The organism is Caballeronia sordidicola (assembly GCF_002220365.1).
Classification (GTDB): Bacteria; Pseudomonadota; Gammaproteobacteria; order Burkholderiales; family Burkholderiaceae; genus Caballeronia; species Caballeronia sordidicola_C.
Window position 1 is genome coordinate 26494 of record NZ_MTHB01000123.1, and the last position, 25173, is coordinate 51666.

At 59.4% G+C, this 25173-nt stretch carries 20 protein-coding genes and 1 pseudogene; 11 read left to right on the top strand and 10 right to left on the bottom strand.

Features of this window, described 5'->3' with window-relative positions; genetic code table 11:
• Positions 1-14: 14 nt before the first annotated feature.
• A pseudogene (locus BSU04_RS19830) lies at positions 15-590 on the bottom strand (helix-turn-helix transcriptional regulator); the annotation flags it as partial.
• A gap of 175 nt (positions 591-765) precedes the next feature.
• On the opposite strand from BSU04_RS19830, the gene BSU04_RS19835 reads away from it, so the two are divergent.
• Both BSU04_RS19835 and BSU04_RS19840 read left to right on the top strand, forming a co-directional pair.
• Positions 766-1746 carry a Dyp-type peroxidase gene (locus BSU04_RS19835; protein ID WP_089162231.1) on the top strand — a complete coding sequence of 327 codons (981 nt, stop codon included), beginning with the start codon at positions 766-768 and terminating at the stop codon, positions 1744-1746.
• Positions 1747-2117: 371 nt separating this feature from the next.
• Positions 2118-2513 carry a hypothetical protein gene (locus tag BSU04_RS19840; protein ID WP_089162232.1) on the top strand — a complete coding sequence of 132 codons (396 nt, stop codon included), beginning with the start codon at positions 2118-2120 and terminating at the stop codon, positions 2511-2513.
• An 81-nt stretch (positions 2514-2594) separates the two neighbouring features.
• On the opposite strand, the gene BSU04_RS19845 is transcribed toward BSU04_RS19840, so the two are convergent.
• Positions 2595-3221: a TetR/AcrR family transcriptional regulator gene (locus BSU04_RS19845; protein ID WP_089162233.1), complete on the bottom strand. Its 627-nt coding sequence runs from the start codon at positions 3219-3221 to the stop codon at positions 2595-2597.
• Positions 3222-3314: 93 nt separating this feature from the next.
• Here BSU04_RS19845 and BSU04_RS19850 point away from each other — a divergent pair, with 93 nt between their 5' ends.
• Complete coding sequence (locus BSU04_RS19850) at positions 3315-4448, top strand: MBL fold metallo-hydrolase (protein WP_089162234.1); 1134 nt, start codon at positions 3315-3317, stop codon at positions 4446-4448.
• A 157-nt stretch (positions 4449-4605) separates the two neighbouring features.
• On the opposite strand, the gene BSU04_RS19855 is transcribed toward BSU04_RS19850, so the two are convergent.
• The 6 genes from BSU04_RS19855 to BSU04_RS19880 form a co-directional block, all read right to left on the bottom strand.
• Positions 4606-5949, bottom strand: coding sequence for an NAD(P)/FAD-dependent oxidoreductase (locus tag BSU04_RS19855; RefSeq protein WP_256983086.1), 1344 nt, complete (start codon positions 5947-5949; stop codon positions 4606-4608).
• 2 nt (positions 5950-5951) lie between these two features.
• A complete protein-coding gene (locus tag BSU04_RS19860; RefSeq protein ID WP_089162235.1) occupies positions 5952-6893 on the bottom strand; it encodes a 3-hydroxyacyl-CoA dehydrogenase in 942 nt (313 codons plus the stop codon).
• Positions 6894-6921: 28 nt separating this feature from the next.
• On the bottom strand, positions 6922-7236 hold the full coding sequence (locus BSU04_RS19865; protein WP_089162349.1) for an NIPSNAP family protein: 315 nt from the start codon (positions 7234-7236) through the stop codon (positions 6922-6924).
• 63 nt (positions 7237-7299) lie between these two features.
• On the bottom strand, positions 7300-8085 hold the full coding sequence (locus BSU04_RS19870) for an aspartate dehydrogenase (protein ID WP_089162236.1): 786 nt from the start codon (positions 8083-8085) through the stop codon (positions 7300-7302).
• Positions 8082-8891 carry an alpha/beta fold hydrolase gene (locus tag BSU04_RS19875; RefSeq protein ID WP_089162237.1) on the bottom strand — a complete coding sequence of 270 codons (810 nt, stop codon included), beginning with the start codon at positions 8889-8891 and terminating at the stop codon, positions 8082-8084. The genes BSU04_RS19870 and BSU04_RS19875 overlap by 4 nt, the downstream gene beginning before the upstream one ends.
• Positions 8892-8898: 7 nt before the next feature.
• Positions 8899-9447 carry a cupin domain-containing protein gene (locus tag BSU04_RS19880; protein WP_089162238.1) on the bottom strand — a complete coding sequence of 183 codons (549 nt, stop codon included), beginning with the start codon at positions 9445-9447 and terminating at the stop codon, positions 8899-8901.
• A 162-nt stretch (positions 9448-9609) separates the two neighbouring features.
• On the opposite strand from BSU04_RS19880, the gene BSU04_RS19885 reads away from it, so the two are divergent.
• The 3 genes from BSU04_RS19885 to BSU04_RS19895 all read left to right on the top strand — a co-directional run bounded on the left by BSU04_RS19885 (position 9610) and on the right by BSU04_RS19895 (position 13052).
• Complete coding sequence (locus BSU04_RS19885; RefSeq protein ID WP_089162239.1) at positions 9610-10542, top strand: LysR family transcriptional regulator; 933 nt, start codon at positions 9610-9612, stop codon at positions 10540-10542.
• Positions 10543-10693: 151 nt separating this feature from the next.
• Positions 10694-11758: a proline racemase family protein gene (locus tag BSU04_RS19890; protein WP_089162240.1), complete on the top strand. Its 1065-nt coding sequence runs from the start codon at positions 10694-10696 to the stop codon at positions 11756-11758.
• Positions 11759-11936: 178 nt separating this feature from the next.
• Positions 11937-13052 carry a branched-chain amino acid ABC transporter substrate-binding protein gene (locus BSU04_RS19895; protein ID WP_089162241.1) on the top strand — a complete coding sequence of 372 codons (1116 nt, stop codon included), beginning with the start codon at positions 11937-11939 and terminating at the stop codon, positions 13050-13052.
• A gap of 91 nt (positions 13053-13143) precedes the next feature.
• Here the strand turns inward: BSU04_RS19895 and BSU04_RS19900 are convergent, their stop codons facing one another.
• A complete protein-coding gene (locus tag BSU04_RS19900; protein ID WP_089162242.1) occupies positions 13144-15078 on the bottom strand; it encodes an SMP-30/gluconolactonase/LRE family protein in 1935 nt (644 codons plus the stop codon).
• A gap of 1098 nt (positions 15079-16176) precedes the next feature.
• Here BSU04_RS19900 and BSU04_RS19905 point away from each other — a divergent pair.
• The 5 genes from BSU04_RS19905 to BSU04_RS19925 are packed head-to-tail and all read left to right on the top strand — an operon-like array spanning position 16177 to position 23325.
• On the top strand, positions 16177-19767 hold the full coding sequence (locus BSU04_RS19905; protein ID WP_256983088.1) for a type VI secretion system Vgr family protein: 3591 nt from the start codon (positions 16177-16179) through the stop codon (positions 19765-19767).
• Positions 19757-21175: a hypothetical protein gene (locus BSU04_RS19910; protein ID WP_089162243.1), complete on the top strand. Its 1419-nt coding sequence runs from the start codon at positions 19757-19759 to the stop codon at positions 21173-21175. Before BSU04_RS19905 ends, BSU04_RS19910 begins: the two co-directional genes overlap by 11 nt.
• A gap of 1 nt (position 21176) precedes the next feature.
• Positions 21177-21467, top strand: a complete 291-nt coding sequence (locus BSU04_RS19915) for a PAAR domain-containing protein (RefSeq protein ID WP_089162244.1) — start codon at positions 21177-21179, stop codon at positions 21465-21467.
• A 14-nt stretch (positions 21468-21481) separates the two neighbouring features.
• Positions 21482-22918, top strand: a complete 1437-nt coding sequence (locus tag BSU04_RS19920; protein WP_089162245.1) for a hypothetical protein — start codon at positions 21482-21484, stop codon at positions 22916-22918.
• 14 nt (positions 22919-22932) lie between these two features.
• Positions 22933-23325 carry a hypothetical protein gene (locus tag BSU04_RS19925; protein WP_144021288.1) on the top strand — a complete coding sequence of 131 codons (393 nt, stop codon included), beginning with the start codon at positions 22933-22935 and terminating at the stop codon, positions 23323-23325.
• A gap of 154 nt (positions 23326-23479) precedes the next feature.
• Here the strand turns inward: BSU04_RS19925 and BSU04_RS19930 are convergent, their stop codons facing one another.
• Positions 23480-25138, bottom strand: coding sequence for an AMP-binding protein (locus BSU04_RS19930; RefSeq protein WP_089162247.1), 1659 nt, complete (start codon positions 25136-25138; stop codon positions 23480-23482).
• Positions 25139-25173 lie beyond the last annotated feature (35 nt).

Consider the following 25173-nt stretch of genomic DNA (forward strand, 5'->3'; position numbering starts at 1 on the left):
TCTCGTCGATTTGAACGGCACAGTTCGTCGACGAGCGGCGCAACCTCGGCGTCCGCTCCTGCGCGCGCGGCATCGATCCGGAAGGCGCTCACCACGAAGCGGGCCACGCTTTCCCAATCGAGCTGCGCGGCACGGATGCGGGAATCGCTGAAGATCATGCGCAGGATATTGCGTTGTTCGGGTGGCAAAGAGCCATAGTCGGTGAGCACAACCGAGGCCGCGCGGTTCCACGCGACCACATCCCACGTCGCCGTCCTGACGATTGCCGGGCGATGGGGCAGCGCCTCGAGCAGGCATTGCAGTCTCGGCGTGATCGGGTCACCACCGCGATAACGGACTTCGGGCGGATGGCCGAGGCCGAGCAGGAACACGTGCTCGCGCTCGACCTCGGTCAACATCAGCGCCCTCGCGATACGGTCCAGCACGTCCGCTGACGGATTACCACCTCGCCCCTGCTCCAGCCACGTGTACCAGGCTGCACTGATACTGGCGCGCTGCGCCACCTCTTCCCGGCGCAGCCCCGCCGTGCGCCGCCGGCTATTGGAAAAGCCGAAGGTCGCGGGATCGAGCTTCGTCCGCCTGTTCTTCAGATAGTTGCCGAGCCGATTGTCATAAAATACTCAATAGAAAATCCGCCTGCAAACTCGCGCCGCCCCGCAGAATTGACTAACCTTGTCAAAACATCCCGTAACGGAGTCTTGGCATCGCTGAAAAGCGGCCGCCCGCTGTTGCCGGACTCCCTGACAAATCGAGAATATTCATCCGATGCCCACCGACGTTCCAGAGCCTCAAGCCGTTTGCGATCCCATCAGCCGAAGCGCGATTTTCATGGTTGCCACGATTAAAGCCGGCCCCGAAAGCGCAAGTACGGTGTGCGCGTTATGCGCTGACGTCGCCGGTCTGGTTCGCGCGGTTGGCACGCGCGCTCCTGCGGCCAACCTCTCGTGCGTGTGCGGATTCAGTTCTGACGGTTGGGATACGCTGTTCGGCGCGCCCCGCCCCGCGAACCTTCACCCATTCCGCGAGTTTGGCGAGGGCCAACGCCGTGCTATTGGCACGCCGGGCGATCTTCTGCTGCACATCCGCGCGGACCATATGGATCTCTGCTTTGAACTCGCCGCCCAATTGATGGAGCGTCTGGGCAGCGCGGTTTCGGTGGTCGATGAAGTGCATGGCTTTCGCTATTTCGACCTGCGCGACATGGTGGGTTTTGTCGACGGCACAGAAAACCCGAGGGGCCGCGAGGCGGTCGATTTCACGCTCATCAGCGATCAGGATCCGGCATTTGCAGGCGGCAGTTATGTGATGGTGCAGAAGTACCTGCATGACATGGCTGGCTGGGACTCGCTTTCAGTCGAGGCGCAGGAACGCATTATCGGCCGCAAGAAACTGTCCGATGTCGAGCTCGCCGAAGGAGTCAAGCCCTCGTCGTCACACAGCTCGCTGACGACGATCGAAAAGGACGGCCAGGAAGTGAAAATCCTGCGTCACAACATGGCGTTCGGCCGCCCAGGCGCGGGCGAGTTCGGAACGTACTTTATCGGCTACGCGAGTTCGCCCGAGCCAATCGAGCAGATGCTCGAGAACATGTTTGTTGGACGACCGCCCGGCAATTACGACCGGCTTCTCGATTACAGCCGGGCAATTACCGGGGGCCTGTTTTTTGTTCCATCGGCTTCCATGCTTGAGGAGCTCGCGGATCGAGATCCGCAGCCTTCGACGAATGAATCGGCCGCCACGGGGTGATGGCTGAAACCGCTGCGGCTCGGCGCTCGTTGCTTGGCGTCGCTCGTTGCTTGGCGTCGCTCGTTGCTTGGCGTCGCTCGTTGCTTGGCGTCGCTCGTTGTTAGCCGGCGCCGTCTTACTACTTCTCGCAAGCAAGATCGCTTGCAGTGAGTTCGTTGTGTCACTACGCTGCGAGTTCGCTGCGCCGTGGACAAAGCCATCGATCACAAGATAGTGCCCACATCCGGACAACGCACTCAGACCCAGTGCGTTATCCGAAACAATCGGGTCAAACCGGATCAACCAGTGGCTGCGGTGCAAGTGCGCTGTTTTCTTGGCCGCGTGTTCAGCGTGCTGGCCGGCGTGGAACACCATTAAGCAAGGAGAACGTAATGAGTGAATCGCACAGCTTGAAGCGGGTGTTGTTCGTCGGCCAAGAGCCTGAAACGGTCGATTTTTCGGACCCCGCGTTGCCGCCAGGGTTCGACGCCGCGAAGATTCATGCCGGGATTTCAGCGGGCATGCAGCAAATGGCGGCGCATGGATGGCATGCCGATCTTTGTCTGGTCCACCCCGACACCGCTGCCACGACGCTTGAGCGGCAATTGACAATCGCACCATACGATTGCGTTGTGATTGGCGGCGGGATTCGCATTCCCCCAAAGAGCTTGCTGCTCTTCGAGGCACTCATCAATACCGTGCACAAATGCGCCCCCCTTGCGGCCATCGCGTTCAATACGCGACCCGAAGACACGGCGGACGCCGCCGCTCGCTGGCTGAAAATTTAATAGCCGGACAGAGCGTTACGCGTGCTCGCTCGAAGGTAACCGTCAACGAAAACCACAGCCCTTAAACTCGTCGCGCACCTGTCATGCGTAGCGCGCAAGAAACATATCGGCAGCGGATTCCGCTACTTGCTTTTGTTCAGCTTTGCCGAGGGTGCGTTGCCCCATTGTCACTTGCGGCCAGAAAGCAAACGCCTTGACGAGACCCTGCAACTGCAGCGAGGCGAACACCGGGTCCGAGGTCTTGAGCCGGCCATCGGCAGCGGCTGCGCGTATCCATACCGTCAGGTCTTCTTCGCGCTCACCCATGCGGGCCACCATGTCGCGCGCGCGCTCCGGCGAATGAATGCCTGCCGCGATCGCCACGCGCGCGAGCGACAGGAATGCCTCGTCGTTTAGAAGACTCAGCTTTTTCAAAAGCAACTGGAGCAACTGCGCGCGCAATGGCTGAGAGTCGGAATACGCGGGCGCCTCTCCCGTGTCACTCGAGTCCCACAACTGCCGCAGGATGGCTGCGAACAGCACTTCCTTGCTTGGAAAATGGTTGTAGACGGTCCGCTTCGAGACACCCGCGCGGGCCGCGATGCGGTCCATGCTGGTTGCGTCGAATCCCGCTGCGAGAAATTCCTCGATAGCCGCAGCGATCACGGCAGCGCGTTTGCGATCGGTCAGGCGTGGCGGGTTGGCGGTGAGGTTGGCGGTGGCATTCATCGATAAATTTTACACCAGGCAGTTTACTTTTTTCTACGATAAACTACACTGTGCAGTCTACTTTCCGTACTTTCCGTATTGGGGCGCCATTACATGACATCGTTCACCGGTTCTATCCGCCGTGCTTTGGGTCTGACAGCAGCGCGACGCGGCCGTGAATCATTCGACTCGTCGGCTCAGCACGACGGCGAGCGCTTCCGTAACGTCAAGCCTCGTCCCGTGGAAGGAATCGGCAAGACCCTGGGCATCGTGTGGAATATTCTGTTGAATAAACCGGCGGGGGCGGTGCCGGCAGGCCCCTTGCCCGTCGATGCGCTGACGCGTGCACAGCTTGACGCAGCGCCTGATCGCAGCTTGTTTCGCCTCGGGCATTCAACCATGCTGCTCAAACTGCGCGGTGGGTTCTGGCTGACCGACCCGGTCTTCGCGGAACGTGCTTCGCCGTTCCGGCGGTTTGGTCCAAAACGCTTTCATGCACCGCCCATCGCGCTCGCCGACTTGCCGCCCCTGCGCGGCGTGATCCTGTCCCACGACCACTACGACCACCTGGACCGCGAGACCGTGATCGCACTCGCGAATACGACAAGCGTGTTTCTGACGCCGTTGGGCGTGGGCGACCGGTTGATCGAGTGGGGTATCGACGCGTCGAAGGTTCGTCAGTTCGACTGGTGGCAGGGCGTAGAGATAGACGGTCTCGCGTTCACGGCGACACCTTCCCAGCATTTCTCCGGCCGCAGTCTTTTCGATGGCAACAGCACCTTGTGGGCCTCGTGGGTCATTGTCGACGGCGACCTGCGCGTGTTTTTCAGCGGCGATACAGGCTACTTCGACGGCTTCAAGACGATTGGCGAACGGCTGGGTCCATTCGATATCACGCTGCTGGAAACGGGGGCTTACGACGCCCAATGGCCGTACGTGCACATGCAGCCCGACGAAACCGTTCAGGCCCATCTCGACCTGCGCGGCCACTGGCTGATGCCGATTCACAACGGCACCTTCGATCTGGCGATGCATCGTTGGCAAGAGCCGTTCGAGCGCGTGATGGGGCTCGCCGGAGCACATGGCATTCCACTCGCGACGCCGCGTATGGGGGAACGGCTGGATCTGGCCGCGCCGCACCGCGGTCAGCGGTGGTGGCGCGACGTGGCGGAGGCTGTGCAAAAGCCCAGGACGTTACGGCGATGGTTCTCTTGCCGCCATCCGAGTCAGGCAAATTCGCAGAGCTAACTATTGACGTTGGACGTTCAACGTTGGACGTTGCGCCCATGCAAGGGCGCAACGCGATTTGGTATCGCATCGGTGCTTCCCCGAACAACCTGCTCTCCGGAATCATCTATTCGTCAGGAACGGGTGGGCACGCTCACAGTTTGCCCGGCATATTCAATCAATCGCGGGCATCTCTCCATCTATACACCATCATCGCCGCAATAGCCGTTCGCTTGACCAGCGAATGAGCGGCGATGCGCCGCATCGGCTCGAAGGGCAATGCCGAATCAGCGGGATCGTTGGCGAAGAGTGTCTCCGTGAGGGCCGGTCCCAACGCCGTCGATAAAGCCACGCCCCGCCCGTTGCAGCCCATCCATGCGAAGAGCCCGTTGCCCAGTGTGGCGAAGCGCGGCAAGCCGTCGGGCGTGACCGCGAAGTTGCCGTGCCAAAGATAATCGAAACGCAGCGGCCAGCCTTCGAGTTGCGGGAACATCCGCACGAGTCTCGCCGCCAGCCGTTTGCGCAGCCGGCTTTCATAACCGAACGGAACGATCAGCGCGCCGCCGGTCAGCAGCCGGCCGGTTTCATCGAAGCGGGCGAGATGCAAGTCGCCGTGCGTGTCGGACATCGCGTGACCGTGAGGCAGGATCGTCGCGCGCAGTTCAGGTGGCAGTGGTTGGGTCGCCAGTTGATAGGAGCGCATGGGAAGCAGCGTATTCGGCAGCGCGGGCCACGGCGATGCTGCACCCAACTCAGCCAATGCACCGCTATAAGCGTGCGTCGCGATCAGCACCCGCGGCGCGCTCACGAACGCTTGTGGCGTGCTGACACGCCAGGCATCCCCCACGCGTGCAATATCGGTCACCGGCGAGCGCGTATGAATGCTCGCACCGGCAGCTTGCGCCGCGCGCGCCAGACCGCGCACGAACGCCAGCGGATTGATGTGACCGCCCGTCAGGTTCTGCCATCCGCCAAACCAGAAATTTGAACCAATCAGACTCCACGCCCGTTCGCGATCGACCAGCTCCACGTCGAAGCCGCGCTTTTTCCATTGCTCGAAGCGGCTTTGCGCGAGCGCCATCCGGCTGGCGCGATGCGCTGGCTGGATCCAGCCGTTCTGGAGCGCCGCACACTCAATTCGATGTTTGCGCGCAAGCTCGAACAACGCATTCCCCGACCCGCCGATAAGACTCACCAGCACCTCGCCCTTCTCTGCGCCGAAGGCATTGACGATGACGTCGGGGTCGGCGCGGGTCATCGCCGGAATGACCTGGCCATTGTTACGTCCCGATGCTCCCCAACCTATCTCCGCGGCTTCCAGCAGGACCACGCGCGCACCGCGTTCCGCCGCATGCAGGGCGGTACTCAGGCCCGTGAAGCCGGCGCCAATCACGATCAGATCCGCAGCGTGGTCGCCGGGAGCAAGGGCGCTGGATAACGGCGCGGGGAACGCTGTGTCGGCCCATAGCGAAGGCGGCATGCGGGACGGATCAAGAGACGGATCGAGGCTGGTATCGGCCACGTTCACGCTTCCGATTGCATGTCGCGGCGCATCTTCTGCAGCGCGGCCATGCGTCGGTTGCGCCAGGAGCGCTTCGCCTCGATACCCTCCAACGGAAGCTTGGCCCGCATTTCTGCATCGAGCCGCGCGATCAGGTCCGGGGTCAGCACCGGGCCGGGTTCGCGGACTTCCATTGCCATGTCGTCAAACATATGGCCGAAGCGATGCAGATAGTCGGCAATCCCGCCCGGCGCGTTCAAGTCCACGCCTTCGAGCGGTCCGAGAAAAGCCCAGCGCAAACCGAAGCCGTCGCTGATGAGTTTATCGGCGTGATCGGCAGAGATGACGCCCGCCTCGATCAACCGGAACATCTCGATCAACAGCGCGCCCTGCATCCGGTTCATCGCAAAGCCGGCGATTTCCTTGTTAACGAGCACGGGCGTCTGACCGAGCGACTCCATCAACGCGAAGATGCGCTCAACCACGGCCGTATCGGTCCACGGGCTCGGCACGATTTCGACAACCGGCATCATGTGCGGCGGCGTAGCCGGATGAACGATCACGCAGCGCCCGCGGCCGCTCAGTTCGGCCGTGAAACGCGACATGCCGAGCGCGGAAGTGGAGCTGGCGAGTATCGCGCCGGCCGGCACGAGCGCGTCCAACTCAGAGAACAGCGCGCGCTTGAGGTCGAGTTTCTCCGGCACCGACTCCTGCACGTAGTCGGCGTGTGCGACACAGTCGGCGAGTGTGGTCGCGATACGCACACGGGTGAGCGAATCCGCGGGCACGGTCAGGCCAACACGATTCAGGTCCTCCGCGTAGGCTGCCAGCGTGTCGAGAGCGCGTGCACGCGTAGCGGGGTCCGCGTCATAGACGGCCACGCTGTGCCCTCGCCTCGCCCAGACCATCGCCCAGGAGCAGCCGATAATGCCGGCACCCACGATTGCTACCTTCAGTGTGTTCATTGCAATGCTCCGGGCGCTGTCGGACAGGTTATCGGATAGGTGAAAAATGAATCGGATTGAGGATGCGCGAATTCTGCACATCGATGAAATCCGTCACGCGATCGAGATAGGACTGCCACTCCGGCATCGCAAGCATGCGCGTACGTCGCGCCATGCGGTCGTCGAGACTCGTGAAGCTCCACCACGCGACCACATGATTCAGTTCACCGATTTCGGTCACAAAGTATCCGAGCAGATTCTCGAGGCAGGCTTTCTGGATCGGCAGACCGTGCTCCTCATAGAGCGCAACAAATGTCTGCGTCTTACCGGGCTTGATGCGGTAGTCACGTTCTTCAATGATCATGGCAGCGAGGCTCTCCTTCATGTCGGGCATATGAGGCACATCAGGCACATCAGGCAGCGTTGATCAGGCAGCGTTGTCTCGAAAGAAGCGGGCGACTTCCGCTGCCAGGCTTAATGCGGTCAGTGCGGACGTTTTTGGGTTATCGGCGGAGGGCGCGTTTTGAAAGCGGAACGTCGCGGTTCCAGCCGCGCTACTCACCTGTATCTCGTGCGTGTTGACCGCGACACCCGGATCGGCACGCACCGTCACGCGCGTCTTCTCCATGCCAACGCCGCGCAACGCGAGCGTCGCGGCAACGTTGAGATTTTGCGGAAAGCGCAGCGCAGCTTCGGCCGCCGAGCCTTCGAAGAGCGTGTACGGTTCGCGCAACGCATCCGCGTCGATACCCCGGCGAGCCAGTTCGTCGCGCCACGCGCCCACCGGTTTCGTCGATAGATATTCGACCTCGAGCCCGGGCTCGTTTGCGACAGCATCGAGATAATCCAGGCCGCCTATCGCGCCCGATGGCAAGACCACACGAGCGCGTCCACGCGCCGCCGAGCGCAGTGTTTCGTAAGTAGCTGAATTCGCCAGCGCACCCGCCGAGGCAACCAGCACGGTCACGCCATCGGCCAATAACAGAGGCACCAGCGTTCGCACGGCGTCCTGCCCCGCGCACTCGACCGCAAGCTGCGGATTGAACGCGCGCGCTTCTTCATGGGAATGCACCGAGCGGTGCAAGCGTCTCTCATACACCGCAGTGCGAGACCAGATTGCGATGTCATAACCGCCGGCGGTATCGAGTTGTTGCTCGAGCGCCCGGCCGATCGCACCGTAGCCGATCAACAGCAACCGCTTGCACGCTGTCATGCCTGCTGCTCCAGCCAGTCGCGCAACGGCTCGACAAAGGTTTTCGGCCTGATGCTCGGAAAGAAGTGCCCGCCCTCCGCACAGAACCGAGCCGTCGCGCCTGGAATGGCTTCCTGTAGTTCCACATGCAGATAGTTCGGGATGATCTGATCATCACGTGCGCCAAGCACAAGCGTGGGCTGCTGAATCGTGGCGAGCGCGGCGGTGCGATCAAATTCGAGCAGCGCTTCGATCCGTGTGAACACACGATCGTCGACTTCGATATCTACGTCGTTATCGGACAATGCGAGCCTTTCGGGATGCTCGCGCAGCCACGCAAGCGGGTAGCCAATGACACGCGTGAGGTCCGCGTAAAGTCGCTTGCCGCCCGCGCGCATCACATTGCTTCGTAATGCGAACAGATACTTCATGTAGGCGTCGGCCTTCGCCCAGGTCGAGCTCAGCACGAGCCTCGATACCCGCGACGGGTGATCGAGCGCAAGCGACTGAGCAATGGCGCCCCCGGTCGAATGGCCCGCGACAATCGCCTGCTCCACGCCCGCTGCGTCCATGATCGCGAGCGCATCGGCGGCAAGCAGATCGATGGTGCAAATGCTGTCGGTCGTGCCGCTCACGCCGAAACCGCGCTGATCGAAGACAATCACGCTGTGCCGGCTCGCGAGATCGTCCATCACCGGCCGCCAGAACTTCGCTTCCCCCGCAAGGCCCGCGATCAGCAACAGGGGTGGCCCTTTCCCGTCTCCCACACACTGGTAGCCGAGCCGCGCGCCGTCGGCGGCGTAGCAATAATCAATAGTCGATATCATCGGCGGCTCAATCCTTGGCCGCGCTGTTGGTGCCGCTCACGCCGCTTGCAAACACGGTGCGCGCCTCGATTTCCTGCACGTTGTCCGGCCGCGCGAAGGGTTCAGGCGCGGGATCGCCCGGATGGCGCACGCGCCCGACCGACTCGAAGAATTCCTCGATGCCGCCCGGCATCAGGAACCACATGAAGCTCAGGTCATCAGCGCCGTTGTTCACGAACTTGTGGCGGCAGTTCACCCCGAGATACACCGCAGTCTCAGGCTTGACCGGATACTCGATGTCGTCGATCACCACGCTGCCCCCGCTGCCCGCGTAGAAAAAGATCACCTCTTCGCTGCGGTCATGGGCATGCTCGCGCACATAGCACCCGCCTGGCGCGACGGTTTGCGTGCCCATCGAAAACGGCGTCGTGGTGCCGAGCTTCGCGCCGTTCAACAGACACCGGACAAAACCGTTGGCCGGAACCGGCTGCCAGAAACTGGGACCTTCCTCGGCGATAAAAAACTTCGCGCCGCGGCTATCGACGTCCGCTGCGTGTTCGCTTGCCTCTTGATGCATGTCGGATTCCCTCGAAATGAAACTGCGGCGCTCATTGACCACTCATCAATCGTCCACTAGCCGCCGACCGTGGAATTCATTGTAGATAGACGAATTTTTGCGAACAATTCTTAAATTTCGGCTTATATTCCTGACAAATTCTTCGCAATCGAGAGAGCCGACATGGATAAGAGCAGCGAGCTGTACGTGTTCGCGACGGTCGTCGCGCATGGCAACTTTGTCTCGGCAGCGGAAAAATGCCGGCTGACGCCATCCGGTGTCAGCCGCAAGATCTCGCGTCTTGAGGATCGCATGGGCGTGAAGTTGTTCGTGCGCACGACGCGCCGGCTGTCGCTGACTGCCAAGGGCGAGTTCTTCCATTCGAAGATCAAGCAGGTGATTGCTGATATAGAGGCGGCTGAATCGGCGACCGCCAAGCAGCCGCAAGTGCCGCATGGCGTCCTGAGAATTCGCTGCCCCGCGGCATTCGTGGACAAGCACCTCGTGCCGCTGATGCCCGAATTTCTTGGGCTATACCCGGAGTTGAAGGTGGAGATCGTAGTGGGCGACGTGCCCGCCACGCCCGACGATCGCAGTGCCGATGTCGCAATCCGTTCGAGTCTTGCGCCATCGGAAGATCACGTCAGCATTCGTCTTGCAGCCAATCCGCTGGTGATCTGCGCCTCGCCAGCCTATCTGGAGAAGCACGGCCGGCCGGAGCGCCCCGAAAGTCTGGTCGCTCACAACTGCCTCACCATGGACGCGCGCGGCGTCACGCAGGCCGAGTGGATGTTTCGCGACGGGCAGCGTCGTTATTCGGTATGGGTCGAGGGGAATCTGGGGAGCATTGGCACGGCGGTTCATACGGCTGCGCTGGCGGGGCTGGGCATTGCGCGCATTCCCAACTTTCTGGTCGCGCCGGATATACGTGCCGGACGCCTGGTGGAAGTGCTGAAGGATTTTTCTCCCGACGATGGCCGCGCAATTTACCTGGTCTATCTCACCACCGACAATCAGTCGCTCAAATGCCGCGCGCTCGTGGACTACTTGCTTGCCAAATGCACGCCAGTGCCACCGTGGCTGGTGCGAGGCTGCTATGAGACCGGCGTGACTTAACAGGGATTCCATCGATTTTTTCAGGAATATAAGCTGAAAAATAGGAATTGTGATTAAAAAATCGTCTATCTACACTCGATCTCAATCCAGCGTTCTTAACGGCCGGGAGGCCCAAGGATGCGGCGATATCACACCGGGATCGAGGAATGCCATGCGCTGGAAGAATGTGTTGAACGTGGTCGAGTGTCACGCGGAAGGCGAACTCGGCAAGGTTGTCACCGGAGGATTGTTCGACGTCCCGGGATCGACCGTTTTTGAAAAGATGCTGTATCTGGAAGAGCAGCGCGACGATCTGCGCAAGCTGTGTCTGTTCGAGCCGCGCGGCTCCGCCGTGCATAGCGTCAACTTCCTGGTGCCGGCCACGGACCCGGCGGCGCAAATAGGCTACGTGATCGCGGAATCGACGGAATATCCCGTCATGTCCGGTTCCAACACCATCTGCGTGGCGACGGTGCTGCTCGAGACCGGCATCCTGCCCATGACCGAACCCGTCACGCATCTTGTACTCGAAGCGCCGGCTGGCCTGATCCAGGTGCGCTGTGAATGTCGCGACGGCAAGGTCACGCAGGTACGGTTCACTAACCAGCCGGCCTTTGCCCAGCACCTTGATGCGTTCATCGAAGTCGAGAAACTCGGCACCATTCAGGTGGACGTGGGCTACGGCGGCATGACTTACGCGATTGTCGACGCGGAAAGCCTCGGCTTTGGCATCACGCGCGACGAAGCACGTGAACTGTGCGAGCTAGGCCAGATCATCAAGGGTGCCGCAGCCGAACAACTTGCCTGCGTGCATCCAACCAACCCGTTGATCAAAGGCATCACACAAACCGAGTTTGTCACCCGGTTGCATCGCGAGGATGGCGTGGTCAAGTCACGCAATACGGTCATTGTTTCGCCCGGCCGGTGCGACCGCTCGCCGTGCGGCACGGGTACCTCGGCTCGGCTTGCCGTCATGCACGCCAAGGGTTTGATCGCGCCGGGCGAAACCTTTTTGCATGAGTCGATCATCGGTTCCGTATTCGACAGCCGGATCGAATCGCTCACCGAAGTGGGTGGCGTGCCTGCAGTCGTACCGAGTGTCGCGGGCCAGGGCTGGATTGCAGCCCTATCCCAATACGGGCTCGATCCCAGCGACCGCTTCCCGGAGGGTTACACACTCTCCGATACCTGGCTCGAAGCTGTCGACAACAAGCTGATCCGCTCGCGAGCCGGTTAAGACACTGCCGGGCACGGCCACCAAGCCGCGTACCGATTTTTTGAAAAGGAATCCTGCTTAACCTGTCGCCTACGCGACAGGCCGGCATACGCACGTCTGTACGTCCGCACGTTCGCACGTTCGCGATGCAAACCACTATTTGCTTATCCACATCATCATTCAAATCCGGGACATAACCATGAACACTCAATTCAAGCGCGCGCTTCTTTGCTGTTTGCTTACCTTCGGCACCGCTGCGCAAGCGGACCAGACCGTGTTGATCGGCATGTCGGGACCGCTGACCGGCGGCCAGTCCGGAACTGGCAAGGACAACGAGAACGGCGCCAAGCTTGCAATCCGCGACCTCAATGCACAGCATCTCGTGATCGCGGGTTCGCCGGTGACGTTCAAACTGGATTCCGAGGATGACCAGGCCGACCCGAAGATCGGTGTTCAGGTCGCACAAAAAATAGTCGATTCCGGCGCCGTGGTCATGCTTGGACCGAACAACTCGGGCGTCGCGATTCCGGTCTCACGTGTGCTCAATGGGGCCGGTGTGCCGATGGTGCCCGTGGCCTCCAATCCGGACGTAACCAAGCAGGGATATGACAGCGTCTTTCGAATCGGCGCTAGCGATTCGCAGATCGGCGGTTCGATGGCGGATTTCGCGAAGGATGAGTTGAAGGTGCGCACGGTCGCCGTCATAGATGACCGCACCGCTTATGGCCAGGGTGTGGCCAGCGAGTTCAAGACGCGCGCCGAAGAGATCGGGTTGAAGGTCGTGGCGCAGGATTACACGAACTCTAATGCGGTGGACTTCAAAGGGATTCTGACGTCGATCAAATCGAAGAATCCGGATGCGATCTTCTACGGCGGTTACATCACTCAGGCCGCGCCGCTTGCTCGTCAGATCAAGCAACTGGGGATGTCCGCCAAGTTGCTGGGCGGCGATGGGTATTGCTCATCGGAGCTGGGCAAGGTGGCCGGGGATGCGACGAATACCGTGTACTGCGCGCAAGGTGGACCGTCGCTGACAAAAAGCGCAGCGGGACGCGACTTCATCAAGCGCTACAAGGACGCGTACGGAATCGACGTCCTGATCTACGCGGCGAACTTTTACGATGGTGCGCAGATCATTGCACACGCCATGCAGGCAGCGGGGACGACGACGGACAAGGGGAAGATTCGCGCGGAACTGGCTAAGACCGATTATCACGGGATCGCCGGAACGTACACATTCGACGCACAGGGGAACATGAAGAATGCGCCCACGACTGTGTATCGGTATAAGGAGGGAGAGCTGACTCCGTATTGATCGAGTGAACATGAGCGCGGCGGACCTGATCATGAAAGTCCGCCCGAAAACACGGGATCCGTCAATGCCGCTGCGCCCCCGACGGTTCCACCTATAACCCTGGAGTCCAACGATAAACAATGATGCTTGACTCGTTATAGTTGTCCTTCGTGACCACGTACTCGCCGGTCGATTGCAGGTATGACCTCAGGCCGTACATCGAATCAACGTTGTTGCCCACGTCCACGGTAGCGGGGCTGCTATTGGTCAATGTAGTGTCCAGACTGCCCGTGGCGAGATTGAAGGCGTCGATGTTGGGCACGGTGCTGACGTATCCGACGAACAGATAGTTACCGGCCGCCGTGATCGATTTTGGATTGGCGCTGGTGAGGTTGATCACCGGATTCGGCGAACTCTGGTTTCCAGCGAGCCAGCCGTGATACACCTCGACCCGCGTTCCTATCGAGGTCCAGTCCGTGCTCCCGACTATGCCTTGCGCCAGGATCATGGTGTCGCTATCGGCGAGGTAGATGATCCGGGTCAATGGCAGGATGGTCCTCGGCGTAGCGTACGCAATGCCTGCACCCCAGCTCGGTGTGCCGTCGGCATCAAAGCCGGTCAGCGGGTAGTAGTAGATGCGGTTCGTGCGGTCAGGGCCGGCCCAGACGTTTCCATTGCTGTCGAGACAGAATCCTCCCGTGATCAGCGCAGTCGCATTGAACGCTGCGCCAGGCAGCGAGCCGTCGGGTATGGCGATGTAGCCGTTGGCCGCGTTGAAGTGGAAGAAATAAAAGATCCCCGGATTCTGGCCGGCTGCCACAAGGATCCGGTTCGCGCCGACGGCAGCGATTTGCGCGAAGTGCTCGCCGCGCTGGGTGTCGTTGATGTTGATTCGTGGATCGGACGGATAGTCGATCGGATCGACCGTGTTCGCCACGAACGTTCCGCCCGCGGTGCCCGTGTAGACGTTGAAGCCTCCGTAGAAGTACGCGCCGTCGGTAGCGGGGTCCGGCGCGCCGTTGCCTTCAAAGTTCAGTGCCTGAAGCGTCCATTGCAGGGTGCCCGAGCTGTCGTAGGCGTGAATGTCCGTATTGCCATTGCGGCCGAGATCCCAGGTTCCCCCCCACGGGTTGTTGAGGACGTACAGGGTGCCGGCGGCGTCCTTGCCGATGCCGGCCACGCGGGTGAAGCGCTTGTCCCCGACCTGGCCTTTGATTCCAGTCGTTGTGTCGAGATATCCGCCCTGAATGCCGAATGTTCCGACCTGGGTTGGCTGAGCTGATACGCCCGCGCTCTGGTAGATCTTGATGTTCATGTCGGGCCCCTCGTCGCCGACCAAAAGCTGTCCAGCCGTTGCGTCGAAATACAGCGCGCTCGGGCGGGACGTGGCTGACATCTGGATCGTGTTCAAAGCCGCGCCGGTGGGACTGAATTCGACAATCGTGCCGGCATTCTCTTGCGCGACCCAGACATTGCCGGCGCTATCCACCGCGAGCGCCCCGGGAGCTGCGACATTGATATCGCTTTGCCAGACGCCGTCGGTGGTGAAGACCCGGACGCGATTTCCCGGGAAGTCGCTCGCATAGAGGAGAGAGCCTGACGTTGCGAGTCCGGTGACGACATCACCCCGCGTCTGGGTCGTTGTCGCGCTGACCGAGATGGAGAGATCGCGTGTTTTGCTGGTCCGGTTATATCGCCCTACCCAGCCACTGCCGTTGGTCCTGTCATATTGCAAGGCTGCAAAGATTGAAGTTGCATTGCCCGTAATGGCGCTGCCTTGAAACTCGTTATGAATTCCAATGGAACCCATGTTTTGGCGGTTTCCGTATATGGCGACGCCGCCTTCATTTTCGTCCCACAGGGAAGCCGTGTAAATAATTCCCTCAGGCGCCACCCATATGGAACGAGCGCCATTACCCACATAGGTGGAACTCGTTCCATAAGTGTTCGCTATCCAGTCAGTGGAGTATTGCGCCTGACACTCCGGTGCAATTGTCGCGATCAACACAGCGGCAGCAAATACGGCCTGTATGCGCTTTTTTAACATGATCGATGGTCTCTTAACGGTCGGCTAGCGTGAAGGCAGGATGCCCGGGCAATAAAATCCCCACGGGCCGGGCTCCACACGGGTTTTCCGCTTGATTGCCTTGAGCTCGGGTATATAACAGCGTCCATACAAGAGAGAAAGTGACGCTTGCGTCCAGCGGCCAATTTTCTCGCTGACGGTCAATGGATTTCTAGATTCCATGTGCCGTGTGCCCTTTATGCTTTAAAAAGGCTATTTCTCCCAAAAACCGTGCTGCAATAAGTCTGAACTCATCCTGATGAAATACCAGCGATAACTGATCCTAAATCTAAAATGGTCGAAAAGTCGTCAACAAAAAATCAAAAATAAATAGCGTGGTGTAACGCAATGTCATCGGCAAGACTAATCAGTGCGCTACGAACGACCGAAATGTAAAACTGACGAATTGACCGATTTGATTTTTCGCCGGAAATATGTTCGCAAACCAACGAATTCAGCGCCAAGCATTCAGATCAACATAGGAGGTTCGAACGACGGAAAATGGAGGCCTAATACCCTGCGCGACTCTTGGAGAGGCTTTGATCTCCGAGCCCGCAAAGGGGTAGGTGGTTTTGTCTTTCACAGGACGGCTTCGGCCGCCCCTTTTTTGCGGTCATGTACGGCCTTTCGGAGTTGTCTTATGTCGCCCTCGCGTGCGTGATGCACACATTGAACCGGCATGCTGTTTACCATCTCCGACATCACACGCAAGCCATCACCCATCTATACCCCTTTGTGGTCGGCTTCCTTGCCCGCCTTGTGCGGTTTTGTTTCCCGTTCGGGTTGCGCGGTCCCCCGCGTGTTCATAGAAAACACAGCAAGTGTCTTGAGAAAAAATCGAGTTTTTGAGATGAGAATCCAGCCTAGGATAGCGGACGTGTTGTACCTCTTAGCCACGCTCTCAGTTCACGGTGCCCACTGGAATCCCTGTTTTTAAGCTGCAGTCAGTTAATTTTGATTATTCGGACAACGTATAAAGGCGACAAAATACGACGTTGTTTTCGAGTTTGCTCCATTTCATTCGGCTCCGAAATTCGTTACCGTTCTGCGTGGAAATTTTGTTACCTGGCAGGAGGGGACTTGGATCAAAAAGTAGTTTACAAGCATTGGCACTATCGCCTCGATATGCCACAAACTCGCAGCGCCGACTTGGCCGACATCGTTGAATTCGAGGGCGAGCGGGCTATCGGCGAATCTTCCCGTTATGTCATTCGTTTCACGCATCCGCAGGCGGACTTGTCGCACATCGACTACCTGAACCGGCCCGCGACGCTCGTGATTCAGACGCCGTTCAATCTGCTCACGATGGCCGCGCCCGAGCCCGAACGACGAGTGCAGGGAGTGCTCACGTTCTTCAGCCATCTCGGCAGCAATCGCGATGAAAGCACCTATGAGGTTGTGCTGGAGTCTCGCCTGTCGTTGCTGTGTAATGTGCCGAAGTGCCGGTTCTTCCTTAGCCAGAGTTTTCCGGAAATCATCGGGCAGATCCTGGGCGAACACGGCTTCGACAGGATACAGGCCAGCTTCGAGTTCAACCTCTATCGCACGTACCGTCCGCGCGATTTCGTGATGCAGTGGAATGAGGACGACCTGAGCTTCATCACGCGCCTATGCCGCCGCTCTGGTATCTGGTTCGTCTGCGAGGAAGGCGAGCATTGCGAGAACGTGCGGTTTGGGGACGACTTCACGCACTATCGCCGGGACCTTCGCCTGGAGGTGCCTTATCACGAGTACAGCGGCCTGGAAAGCTCGGGCGCCGAGTCGGTCAATTCGCTCAAAATGACCGCGACCACTCTGCCCGCAAGCTATAAGGTGCGCACGTTCAGCACGGAGAATCGGCTATCCGAACCGATTGAAGCGGTCAGTGCGATCAGGGAAGACCGCACCACTTATGGCGAGGCTTATACGTGGGGCACGCCGGACCTGAATCAGAGTGACGCGCAGGAAGAAGCGTTGCTGCGGCAGGAAGCGGCTTTAGCCGCGCAAGTGGTGTATGAAGGCACTTGCACCGTACTGGACCTTGCGCCCGGTTGCATCCTGAAGCTCTCGAATCGGGAACTGCCCGACGCCAAGTACGGGTTGCTTGCCGTTCGGGTGAAATGCCGGGCATCGCGGAAGGACCCCTATCACGCCGAATTCACCGCGATTCCGTCCACCCTGCAACTCCAGTTACCCCGGCAGTACCGGCTGCCGCTGCTTGAATCCACGTGGCCCAGGATCGAAGGGGTCATCACCGGCACGATCGCGTCACCCGGTAACTACAAAGCTCCGTATCTGAATGAGCAGGGCTGCTATATCGTGAACGTCCATGCGGATCAGGACAAGCGTACGCCAGGGCTGCAAAGCTGCCCGATGCGACTCGCGAAGCCATTCGCGGGTGCGGGCCAGACCGGTTTCCATTTCGGTCTGGTTGAGGGGACCATCGTGACCGTGGGCTTTTTGTGGGGCTGCCCGGACCTTCCCTTCATCAGTCAGGTACTGCATACCGCGCAGCATACCGACCCGGTCAATTCAACCTACCCCTGGGGCACGCGCAACACGCTGCACACCCGCTCCAACAACACCCTCCAGATGGAGGACGGTCATGGCCGTGAGCACATCAAGCTCGCGACCGAGCATAGCAAGAGCCAGCTGAACCTCGGGCATAGCGTGGACCGTAGCCAGAACGAGCGCGGCCACGGTGCGGAGCTACGCACCGATACGCAGGCGATTGTCCGGGGCGGCGCGGGTGCGATGGTGACGGCCTACAACCGTCAGGGCGCTCGCGGACATCAACTCGACATGCAGGAGACCATCGCGCAGCTCAAGGACATGCTGGCGCTAGCCCAGACGCTGGCGCAGTCCGCTGAAGCCTCCAAGGCATCTCCAGCAGATACTGGCGCGCAGAAAGCGATCAACGACGCCCTGGACAAGCTGAAGCAGCCCGGTGCGCTTGTTACCGCACCGGGGCCGGTCGGTATCGTGTCGGGCGACGGCGTGCAGCTCGCCGCCGATGGCTCGATCATCGCGACGGCGAAGAAGGGCGTGCATTTCAGCACGCTCAAGCGCTTCACCGTGGCGGCGCGCGAGTTCGTGTCGGTGTTCTCGCAGAAGGGCATGAGCTTGATCGCAGCGGCGGGTCCGGTAGCCGTGCAGGCGCAGCGCGGGTCAATGCAACTTGCGTCGCAGGAGGATATGACGGTCGAGACGGTGGAGGGTGTGGTGCACGTGAAGTCTCCGAAAGAGATCGTGCTGAACGTGGGCGGTTCGTATTTGCGCTTGACGCCGGATGCTATCGAAGCGGGCACGCGCGGAGGTGTTCTGTTCAGGTCAAGCGGGTTGAAAAAGGTAGGTCCCGCGCAGATGGATTTGAGCGGCGCAGCGTTCGCGCCGAAGTTCGTGCCGTTCACGACGGACTGTGAAGTGTGGCGTAGGAATGCGAATTTCGTTCAGCAACTCGCGCCCGCACCGGTTCCGGCTCCCGTGGTGAATGCGGCGGCGGTAGTGCCTGCGCCCTCGTCTGACGCGGGTGCGGTAGTGCCGTCTCCGTTTGGCGACTTTTTCTCGCGTCAATCCGGCAGTGCTGTGCCGGTGGGTGCATCTGCTTTTTCACCGTTCGATGGACAGCCGTCGAATGTCGATTCCACGGTGCCCAAGGTCAAGGTCACATTGGATAGCCCCGACGACCAGCAACAAACCTATGTTGCGCCTGATCCCATCAAGCTGGTGAACGCTGCTCCGTGTGGCTGGAAAAGTACGGACCTGAAAGCCGATGTCAGTGAGCATGTCGAAGCAAAGTCGTATTGGGGCAGGCTGGATGACCGGACACCATGGTGTGATCCGATCACCAAAAGTCCATATAGGGGCGGTGGTTCAAGGGATTCAAATTTCGAATTTGCATACAGCGAGCAGGACAAAGCGATTACCTGCAGGGTTAGGGCCATGTTGATTCCGATGGACCTGTTTCCTGTCGATGCGAAAGGCGCGCGTGATACATCAGTGTCTGCTGACGAAGCGACGATTCCATACGAATTTTCTGCCCATTCAATGATGAAGCCCGGCTCGATAGTTAACGGTGTGAAGATGGACTACCGCGATGCGGTCGGGCCTCAATATGATTTCAGCGCACTAAGAAATCGTGTCGAGGGAGCGCTGAATCAGGGGGGGTACAAGCTGATTTTGGACGGCTGCTCCAAGGGCGCGGCGTGCGGATGCCGAGTGAAGGTCAGTTTCAAGGTCGATCTTCGCGTGTCTATCAAGGGCGTGCCGATTGACGGATTTAACCCGCATGTATCGCTTAAGTTGTTTCCGCAGGTGCTTCGGGCGGACACGGGGGCTTGGGGAGAGAAGTACAAATATAAGTTGAAAAAGAAAATTCTTGATTACCCGGATGCGAATATAGAGGCACATGAGTGCGGCCACTATTTCAATTTCCCGGATGAATATTACGATCAGGGCGGCTGGCTTCACGAATCGTATATCAAGGATGAGCAGATCGATTTTTCGCTGGTCGATGCAAAGGCTGGAACCTTGGTGTGGCAAGCGCGTTCGCAGACAAACCTAATGGGCTATGGCGCTACGACGCCGTTGGATAGAGGCCGCGCAACTACAAGCCCTTACTACCTTGAATATGTGCGGCGCCAGTTTTCGCTCGCGACGAATAAGTTGTGGAGGGTCGGCTATGAGTCGTGATCAACGGTTCAAATATTGGGGACACGCGGCCCTTTTGTCTTTCGCGCTTGGAAACAACGCCGATGCTCAGACTGTTAACCCGGAGAATCAGGTGATGCAATTTAGCTACACGACCAATGGTGCTGCGGATGGCAGTATCAATACTTATGGGAATAACGAAATATCGGTTTCCGAGGATAAGTTGCGCGTTCAGATTGGCGATTCGGACGGGGACAGGAATGTCGCTGGGATTGGAATATATGAGATGAAACTGATTAACCAGGATCTAGAAGACGCCAGAAAGCTCGGGGAGTTATTGTGCTCTCCAAAAGATTTGAAAAGTGACGTGACGATTCCTGATCTTTACATCGCGAAATGCGGTGGAGAGTCGCGTAGCAGCTATGTAAGGGACTTTAGTCGCGATGTTGCGACCAAGATATTTAATTTGATGAACAAGCTGAAAGATGCAGGAGTTCAGGGTGGCCGAAAAATTGTAAAGCTCGATGTTTCGCTGCTATCGATTGATCGCGCCAAGGATGGGTTTCTGGTATCCGTCAGGTTTATCAATGGCGGTGACTATCCGATCAAGTTCAAGACGCCGGATAAGTGGGACAACAGAATTGGCAAAGATAGTTTGGGTGTAAGTGACACGAAGAGCGGCATGTCAGCAAAGTTCGGCCTTGATCTGGCTGGGCAGACTCTAGTCGATCCCGCACAATTTCCTGATCGCGAGGTCAATCTTGCACCACATAGCGTCGTCGATTTGAAGGTCAAAACAAACAACATCGATAAATTCTCCGCAGGGACATACGATTTATATGCGGGTGCATTCATGAAAATGGAAGTGACCGGAATCCAGTCCAGCTTGCTTCACGTAGATTTTCATTCGGACTACAAGAATCCTACCCGTATCACGTTCGACCACGACTACCCTTCAACGCCCGAAGAGCGCGAGCAATGGGAAGCGCAACATCGAGCTGACATGTCGTACTGGCCGGTGAAGCCCGGTGCGATCTTTGCCGAGGACGGCCTGTACCGTGCTGTGCGCACAAGCGGCGGCTATCGCGGCCTGAACCTGAAGGCGTTCAAGGCGGGCGACGTTGCGACCACCGAGAACGTGCGCATGCCGATGGAGTCTGCCGTTGACATTAACCTCGACGGCCCGGTCCAGTGGGTATGGGAAGCGAGCGCACCAACACCCGTCAAGCAGTGGTCACTCGACGTCATCGACGGCACTCAGCAATTCTGCAAACCCGGCACTGAGTGCCCTCGTAGCGGACGCTGGGTCGCGCGCATCGACACCACTCCAGGTTACGCGTCTTCGGATTACCGGTATGACCTATCGCGCGTGGTCGCTCTGCGTCGGGGACAGCAGATGCCACCGGTTCAGGGACCGGACACCGCCGATTGGGAATGGGTAGGAGCCTGACATGACGGAGCGTGCCTGCATTCTTCGCCTTGATCGGACCACGGCAGGTGGGATCGTGCTTGATGCCATTGAGGATACGGGCGTCGGTGAGCGCGGCATGAGCTACATCGGCGCGCGCGTGCAGTGTCCCGTGTGCGGCACCGTGGGGTGCATTGAGGCAAGCGGGCTGCGCGACGAAGCGAACGCCATCGACGGAAAACTGCCCGCACTGGAAAACGATCTTTGCCGCTGCAGGTGTACGCCGGCGCCCCGGCTGATCGCCTCGCAGCGCGACTGGACTTACGAAGGCTGAGGGAAGACACACCGATGAGTTTTCAATGGAACCCGCAGTTTTCGTCCGAACAGGAGGCGGTGGAACCGCTACCCGTCTGGTTCTTTCTCCTGCTGTATGTGATTGTTCAGTGCTTCGCGCTTGCCTTGGTTGTGCCTGGCCTGCCGAAGGGTTCCATCGACTGGGACAGGTTCATCCATGACGCAGTTGCCGTTTCGTTTTTCTGCTGGATAGCGCTCGCCTGCTTGATGTATCTGGTGGCTTATGACATCCCGGCAACGCACGCCGCAGTCCATAACACGAAGCGCTGGATAGAGATCACCCGCTGGCAGCAGCAAAGCCGTACAGGCGTGGCGGTGCTCGACAGCGTGATGCTCACGCCTGAACCGGACCTTGCCGAGCGCATGCTGAAACTTGAAGGCAGTCCGCCCGAGAATCCCGGCAAGGTGATGGCGCTTGACATCGAGGCAGCGGATGACGGAACACGTCTGCACGGGCTGCTGGAGGCGCTACTGGCGCCGCTGGCAGCGAGACTTGCGCAGGCGGCCAAGACCGGGTCCTTCGACATTGTGATGCAGTGCGAGGGCGAGGAACTATCCAGTGAGGTTTTGGCGGTGTGGAGCAAGCTTGAGCTACCGGGCAAGCCTGTTGTGCGGTGGCTGGATTACAGCAGGGATGTCGGGTTTGCGGATACGTGGTTCGAGGCAGATGCCGCACGCCACGGCTGGTATGCGGAGGACAGGACCCCAAAGTACCGCCTCGTGCTCGCCTGGCACCTGCACAAGGGCGGCCCGGACGCTGTGCAAACGGAATCGGAAGCGGCGGTGGCGTTGCTGCTGGGTTCGCCCGCACTGATGTACGAGCAGCCGGAGCTGAAGCGCCAGGCGTGGCTGCTACGCCAGATTACCGGGGAGGCCGACCAGGTGGACAGATTGCTTGCCTGGCTGCTCCAGGCCGAACAGGTGCCGACCGGGCGTATCCATCACTTCTGGCACAGCCGGCTCAAGGGACTTGCACGACACGCGACCCTGGGGGCGGTAAGGGAAACAGGCCTGAAGGCGGAAGAACATCCGATCGATCCGGCGATAGGTCCGCAGGCACCCGTGGTGCGATGGATGCTTCAGGCGCTGGCCGCGAAGATGGCGCATTTCGGCCAGGGGGCGCAGTTCGTCGCGCTGCCTCATGAGCAGGGCATTGCGTTGAATCTGGTGGCGAAAGAACCGGCTCGCGTCGCGGTGCCGTGGAAGAAGGAATACGACTACAACTCGATGCTGGCTCCCGAATTCGGCGTGTGCGCGTCAGTGTGGATGGTTGCCATGCTGCTTTCGCCGAAGGGCTGGAGCACGTCTGACACTGTTATCACATGCGTCCTTGCGGCTGTGATGGTGACGCTATTTCTTCTGCGTAATCTGCGGCTAGTCGCGTCGGCAGCGGAATCGATAGCGGACTATGTGATGAGTTGGATTGGATGATTAAAGGGAGCTATATGCCGAAGTACTTACGCCATTTTGCCCAGCTTGAGTCGCGAGTCGAGTCACGTGAAAGGTGGCGCAAGGTCTACATGAAAACCCATGTCACGAAGTGGCTGCTGCTGAGTAACGCGTGTGCGGTTCTGCTCACGCTCATCGCCTTGTGGGGCTGGTGGGAGCGGGAACCGATCTGGTGGTATCCGGTGACCGTGGTGGTGTTTGCGTGGCTCTATCTTGCAGGAGCTATAGCTCTGTCAAAAATCCGCATTTGGCGTTCCTATGTCTCAACCATCATGTACATGGAAGCGCTTGAAGATGGCCTGTGCAAGGACAGACTGTTCACCTGGGAGGGACGCGCCCGCTGGTACAGGGAACACGGTTCGCCCTGGCGGCTGCAAGCCTTGTCGTAATCCATGCGAGTGCACGAGGGCGCGCAAGATTGGCCGATGCTCTGAAGCCTGAGCTGGGCGGACAAAAACCACAGCCTGTATTTTGTGCACCCCCTCCTGACAAAATCTCGGACTTACGCCCCTCCCCGCCCCACCAAACCCTACCCGCCTCACATCAAGACGCCGCTAACGCCCGCAACGCAAACCGTTTCAGCTTACCCGTCTCGGTGCGAGGCAAGGCATCGATAAATTCAATCGCGCGCGGATACTTGTACGGTGCGATCTGTTCCTTCACGAAGGCTTGTAGCTGGACCACCAGCGCGTCGCTCGCGACAAATCCCCCACTCAGAACAACGAACGCCTTGGCAATTTGCCCGCGCTCATCGTCGGCTACGCTGACCACTCCGCACTCCGCAACCGCTTCATGCAGCAGAAGCGCGCTTTCAACTTCCGGGCCGGAAATGTTATAGCCGGCCGAGATGATCATGTCGTCAGCACGGGACTGATAAAAGACGTAACCATCGGCATCGATACAAACCGAATCGCCCGGAAGGTTCCATCCGTCGCGGACAAAACTACGCTGGCGCGGGTCGCTCAGATAGCGGCACCCGGTCGGCCCTTTGACCGCGAGCATGCCGATCTCGCCAACAGGAACGCTCTGCATGTTGTTGTCCACTGCCTGCACCACGTAGCCCGGCACCGCGCGCCCGATCGCCCGGTCGCGCGCCTGTCCTTCGGCGCTCGACACAAAGATGTGGATCATTTCAGTGCTGCCAATTCCGTCGATCATTTGCAAACCCGTGGCCTGCCGCCAGAGCTTGCGTGTGGCATCCGGCAACGCTTCGCCGGCCGAGACGCTCTTTCCAAGGCTCGATAAATCAAAGCGCGAAGCAAGACCCGCCATTTGCCGATAGAACGTGGGCGCCGTGAACATGGTGGTGGCGCGAAAACGCTCGACCACTTGCAGCAGCGTCTGCGGCGTCAACTTCTCGATCAATACCGTCGACGCCCCCGCGCGCAACGGAAAACACAGCAAGCCCCCCAGCCCGAAGGTGAACGCTAGCGGAGGCGTGCCGCAGAAGATATCGTCGGCGGTGGGCTTGAGGATGTGGCGCGGAAACAGGTCGCACATTGCAACGACGTCGCGATGAAAATGCATGCAACCCTTCGGCATTCCCGTCGTGCCGCTGGTAAATGCGATCAGGCAGACGTCGTCGGCAGCGGTATCCACCGCTGTGTAGTCGGCGGGTTGAAGCAAGGCGATCGTATCGACCGAATCGGGGCCATCGTCATGGAAGAGCCTTGTTTGCAGCAGGCTTTCGCAAAAATGCGCGTTGGCCGGGTCGCTGCATTGCGCGAGTTCATCGACCAGTCGCGCGTCGCATAGGGCCGCTGACACCTGAGCCTTATCGATGATCTGCTTCAGTTCTTTTGCCCGCAAAAGCGGCATGGTAGGCACCACCACGAGACCCGCCTTCAAGGACGCGAGCCATGCAATTGCCATGTGCAACGTGTTCGGCCCGCGCAGCAAGATGCGGTTGCCCGGCACCAGTCCCATCACTCCGGTCAGCACATGCGCTGCCTGGTTCACCCTCGTGCGCAATTCGCTGTACGTGGTCGCGTGCGGAGCACCATCGACGTCCGACCAGATCGCGGGTCGTGCTCCCTGCCCACGCTTCGCATGGTCATCGATTATCCGGTCGAGCAATTCGACTGCGCAATTCAGGCGCGCCGGATAGGAGACGTCGGGGTTGTCGAGCAGAAACTGCGGCCACTCGTTAGACGGCGGCAGGTTGTCGCGGGAAAACGTATCGACGTGAGCCGAAGGTTCCATGGTGAGCTCCGAGAGCAACGAAAGAAGCGACGAGA

What these genes read in the sequence shown, in the direction of transcription:
- BSU04_RS19910 (WP_089162243.1), top strand. Translation starts at nt 19,757, where the DNA reads ATGAGTCGTGATCAACGGTTCAAATATTGGGGACACGCGGCCCTTTTG.
- BSU04_RS19870 (WP_089162236.1), bottom strand. Translation starts at nt 8,085, where the DNA reads ATGACAGCGTGCAAGCGGTTGCTGTTGATCGGCTACGGTGCGATCGGC.
- BSU04_RS19835 (WP_089162231.1), top strand. Translation starts at nt 766, where the DNA reads ATGCCCACCGACGTTCCAGAGCCTCAAGCCGTTTGCGATCCCATCAGC.
- BSU04_RS19860 (WP_089162235.1), bottom strand. Translation starts at nt 6,893, where the DNA reads ATGAACACACTGAAGGTAGCAATCGTGGGTGCCGGCATTATCGGCTGC.
- BSU04_RS19850 (WP_089162234.1), top strand. Translation starts at nt 3,315, where the DNA reads ATGACATCGTTCACCGGTTCTATCCGCCGTGCTTTGGGTCTGACAGCA.
- BSU04_RS19920 (WP_089162245.1), top strand. Translation starts at nt 21,482, where the DNA reads ATGAGTTTTCAATGGAACCCGCAGTTTTCGTCCGAACAGGAGGCGGTG.
- BSU04_RS19865 (WP_089162349.1), bottom strand. Translation starts at nt 7,236, where the DNA reads ATGATCATTGAAGAACGTGACTACCGCATCAAGCCCGGTAAGACGCAG.
- BSU04_RS19900 (WP_089162242.1), bottom strand. Translation starts at nt 15,078, where the DNA reads ATGTTAAAAAAGCGCATACAGGCCGTATTTGCTGCCGCTGTGTTGATC.
- BSU04_RS19925 (WP_144021288.1), top strand. Translation starts at nt 22,933, where the DNA reads ATGCCGAAGTACTTACGCCATTTTGCCCAGCTTGAGTCGCGAGTCGAG.
- BSU04_RS19845 (WP_089162233.1), bottom strand. Translation starts at nt 3,221, where the DNA reads ATGAATGCCACCGCCAACCTCACCGCCAACCCGCCACGCCTGACCGAT.
- BSU04_RS19840 (WP_089162232.1), top strand. Translation starts at nt 2,118, where the DNA reads ATGAGTGAATCGCACAGCTTGAAGCGGGTGTTGTTCGTCGGCCAAGAG.
- BSU04_RS19875 (WP_089162237.1), bottom strand. Translation starts at nt 8,891, where the DNA reads ATGATATCGACTATTGATTATTGCTACGCCGCCGACGGCGCGCGGCTC.
- BSU04_RS19885 (WP_089162239.1), top strand. Translation starts at nt 9,610, where the DNA reads ATGGATAAGAGCAGCGAGCTGTACGTGTTCGCGACGGTCGTCGCGCAT.
- BSU04_RS19890 (WP_089162240.1), top strand. Translation starts at nt 10,694, where the DNA reads ATGCGCTGGAAGAATGTGTTGAACGTGGTCGAGTGTCACGCGGAAGGC.
- BSU04_RS19915 (WP_089162244.1), top strand. Translation starts at nt 21,177, where the DNA reads ATGACGGAGCGTGCCTGCATTCTTCGCCTTGATCGGACCACGGCAGGT.
- BSU04_RS19880 (WP_089162238.1), bottom strand. Translation starts at nt 9,447, where the DNA reads ATGCATCAAGAGGCAAGCGAACACGCAGCGGACGTCGATAGCCGCGGC.
- BSU04_RS19895 (WP_089162241.1), top strand. Translation starts at nt 11,937, where the DNA reads ATGAACACTCAATTCAAGCGCGCGCTTCTTTGCTGTTTGCTTACCTTC.
- BSU04_RS19930 (WP_089162247.1), bottom strand. Translation starts at nt 25,138, where the DNA reads ATGGAACCTTCGGCTCACGTCGATACGTTTTCCCGCGACAACCTGCCG.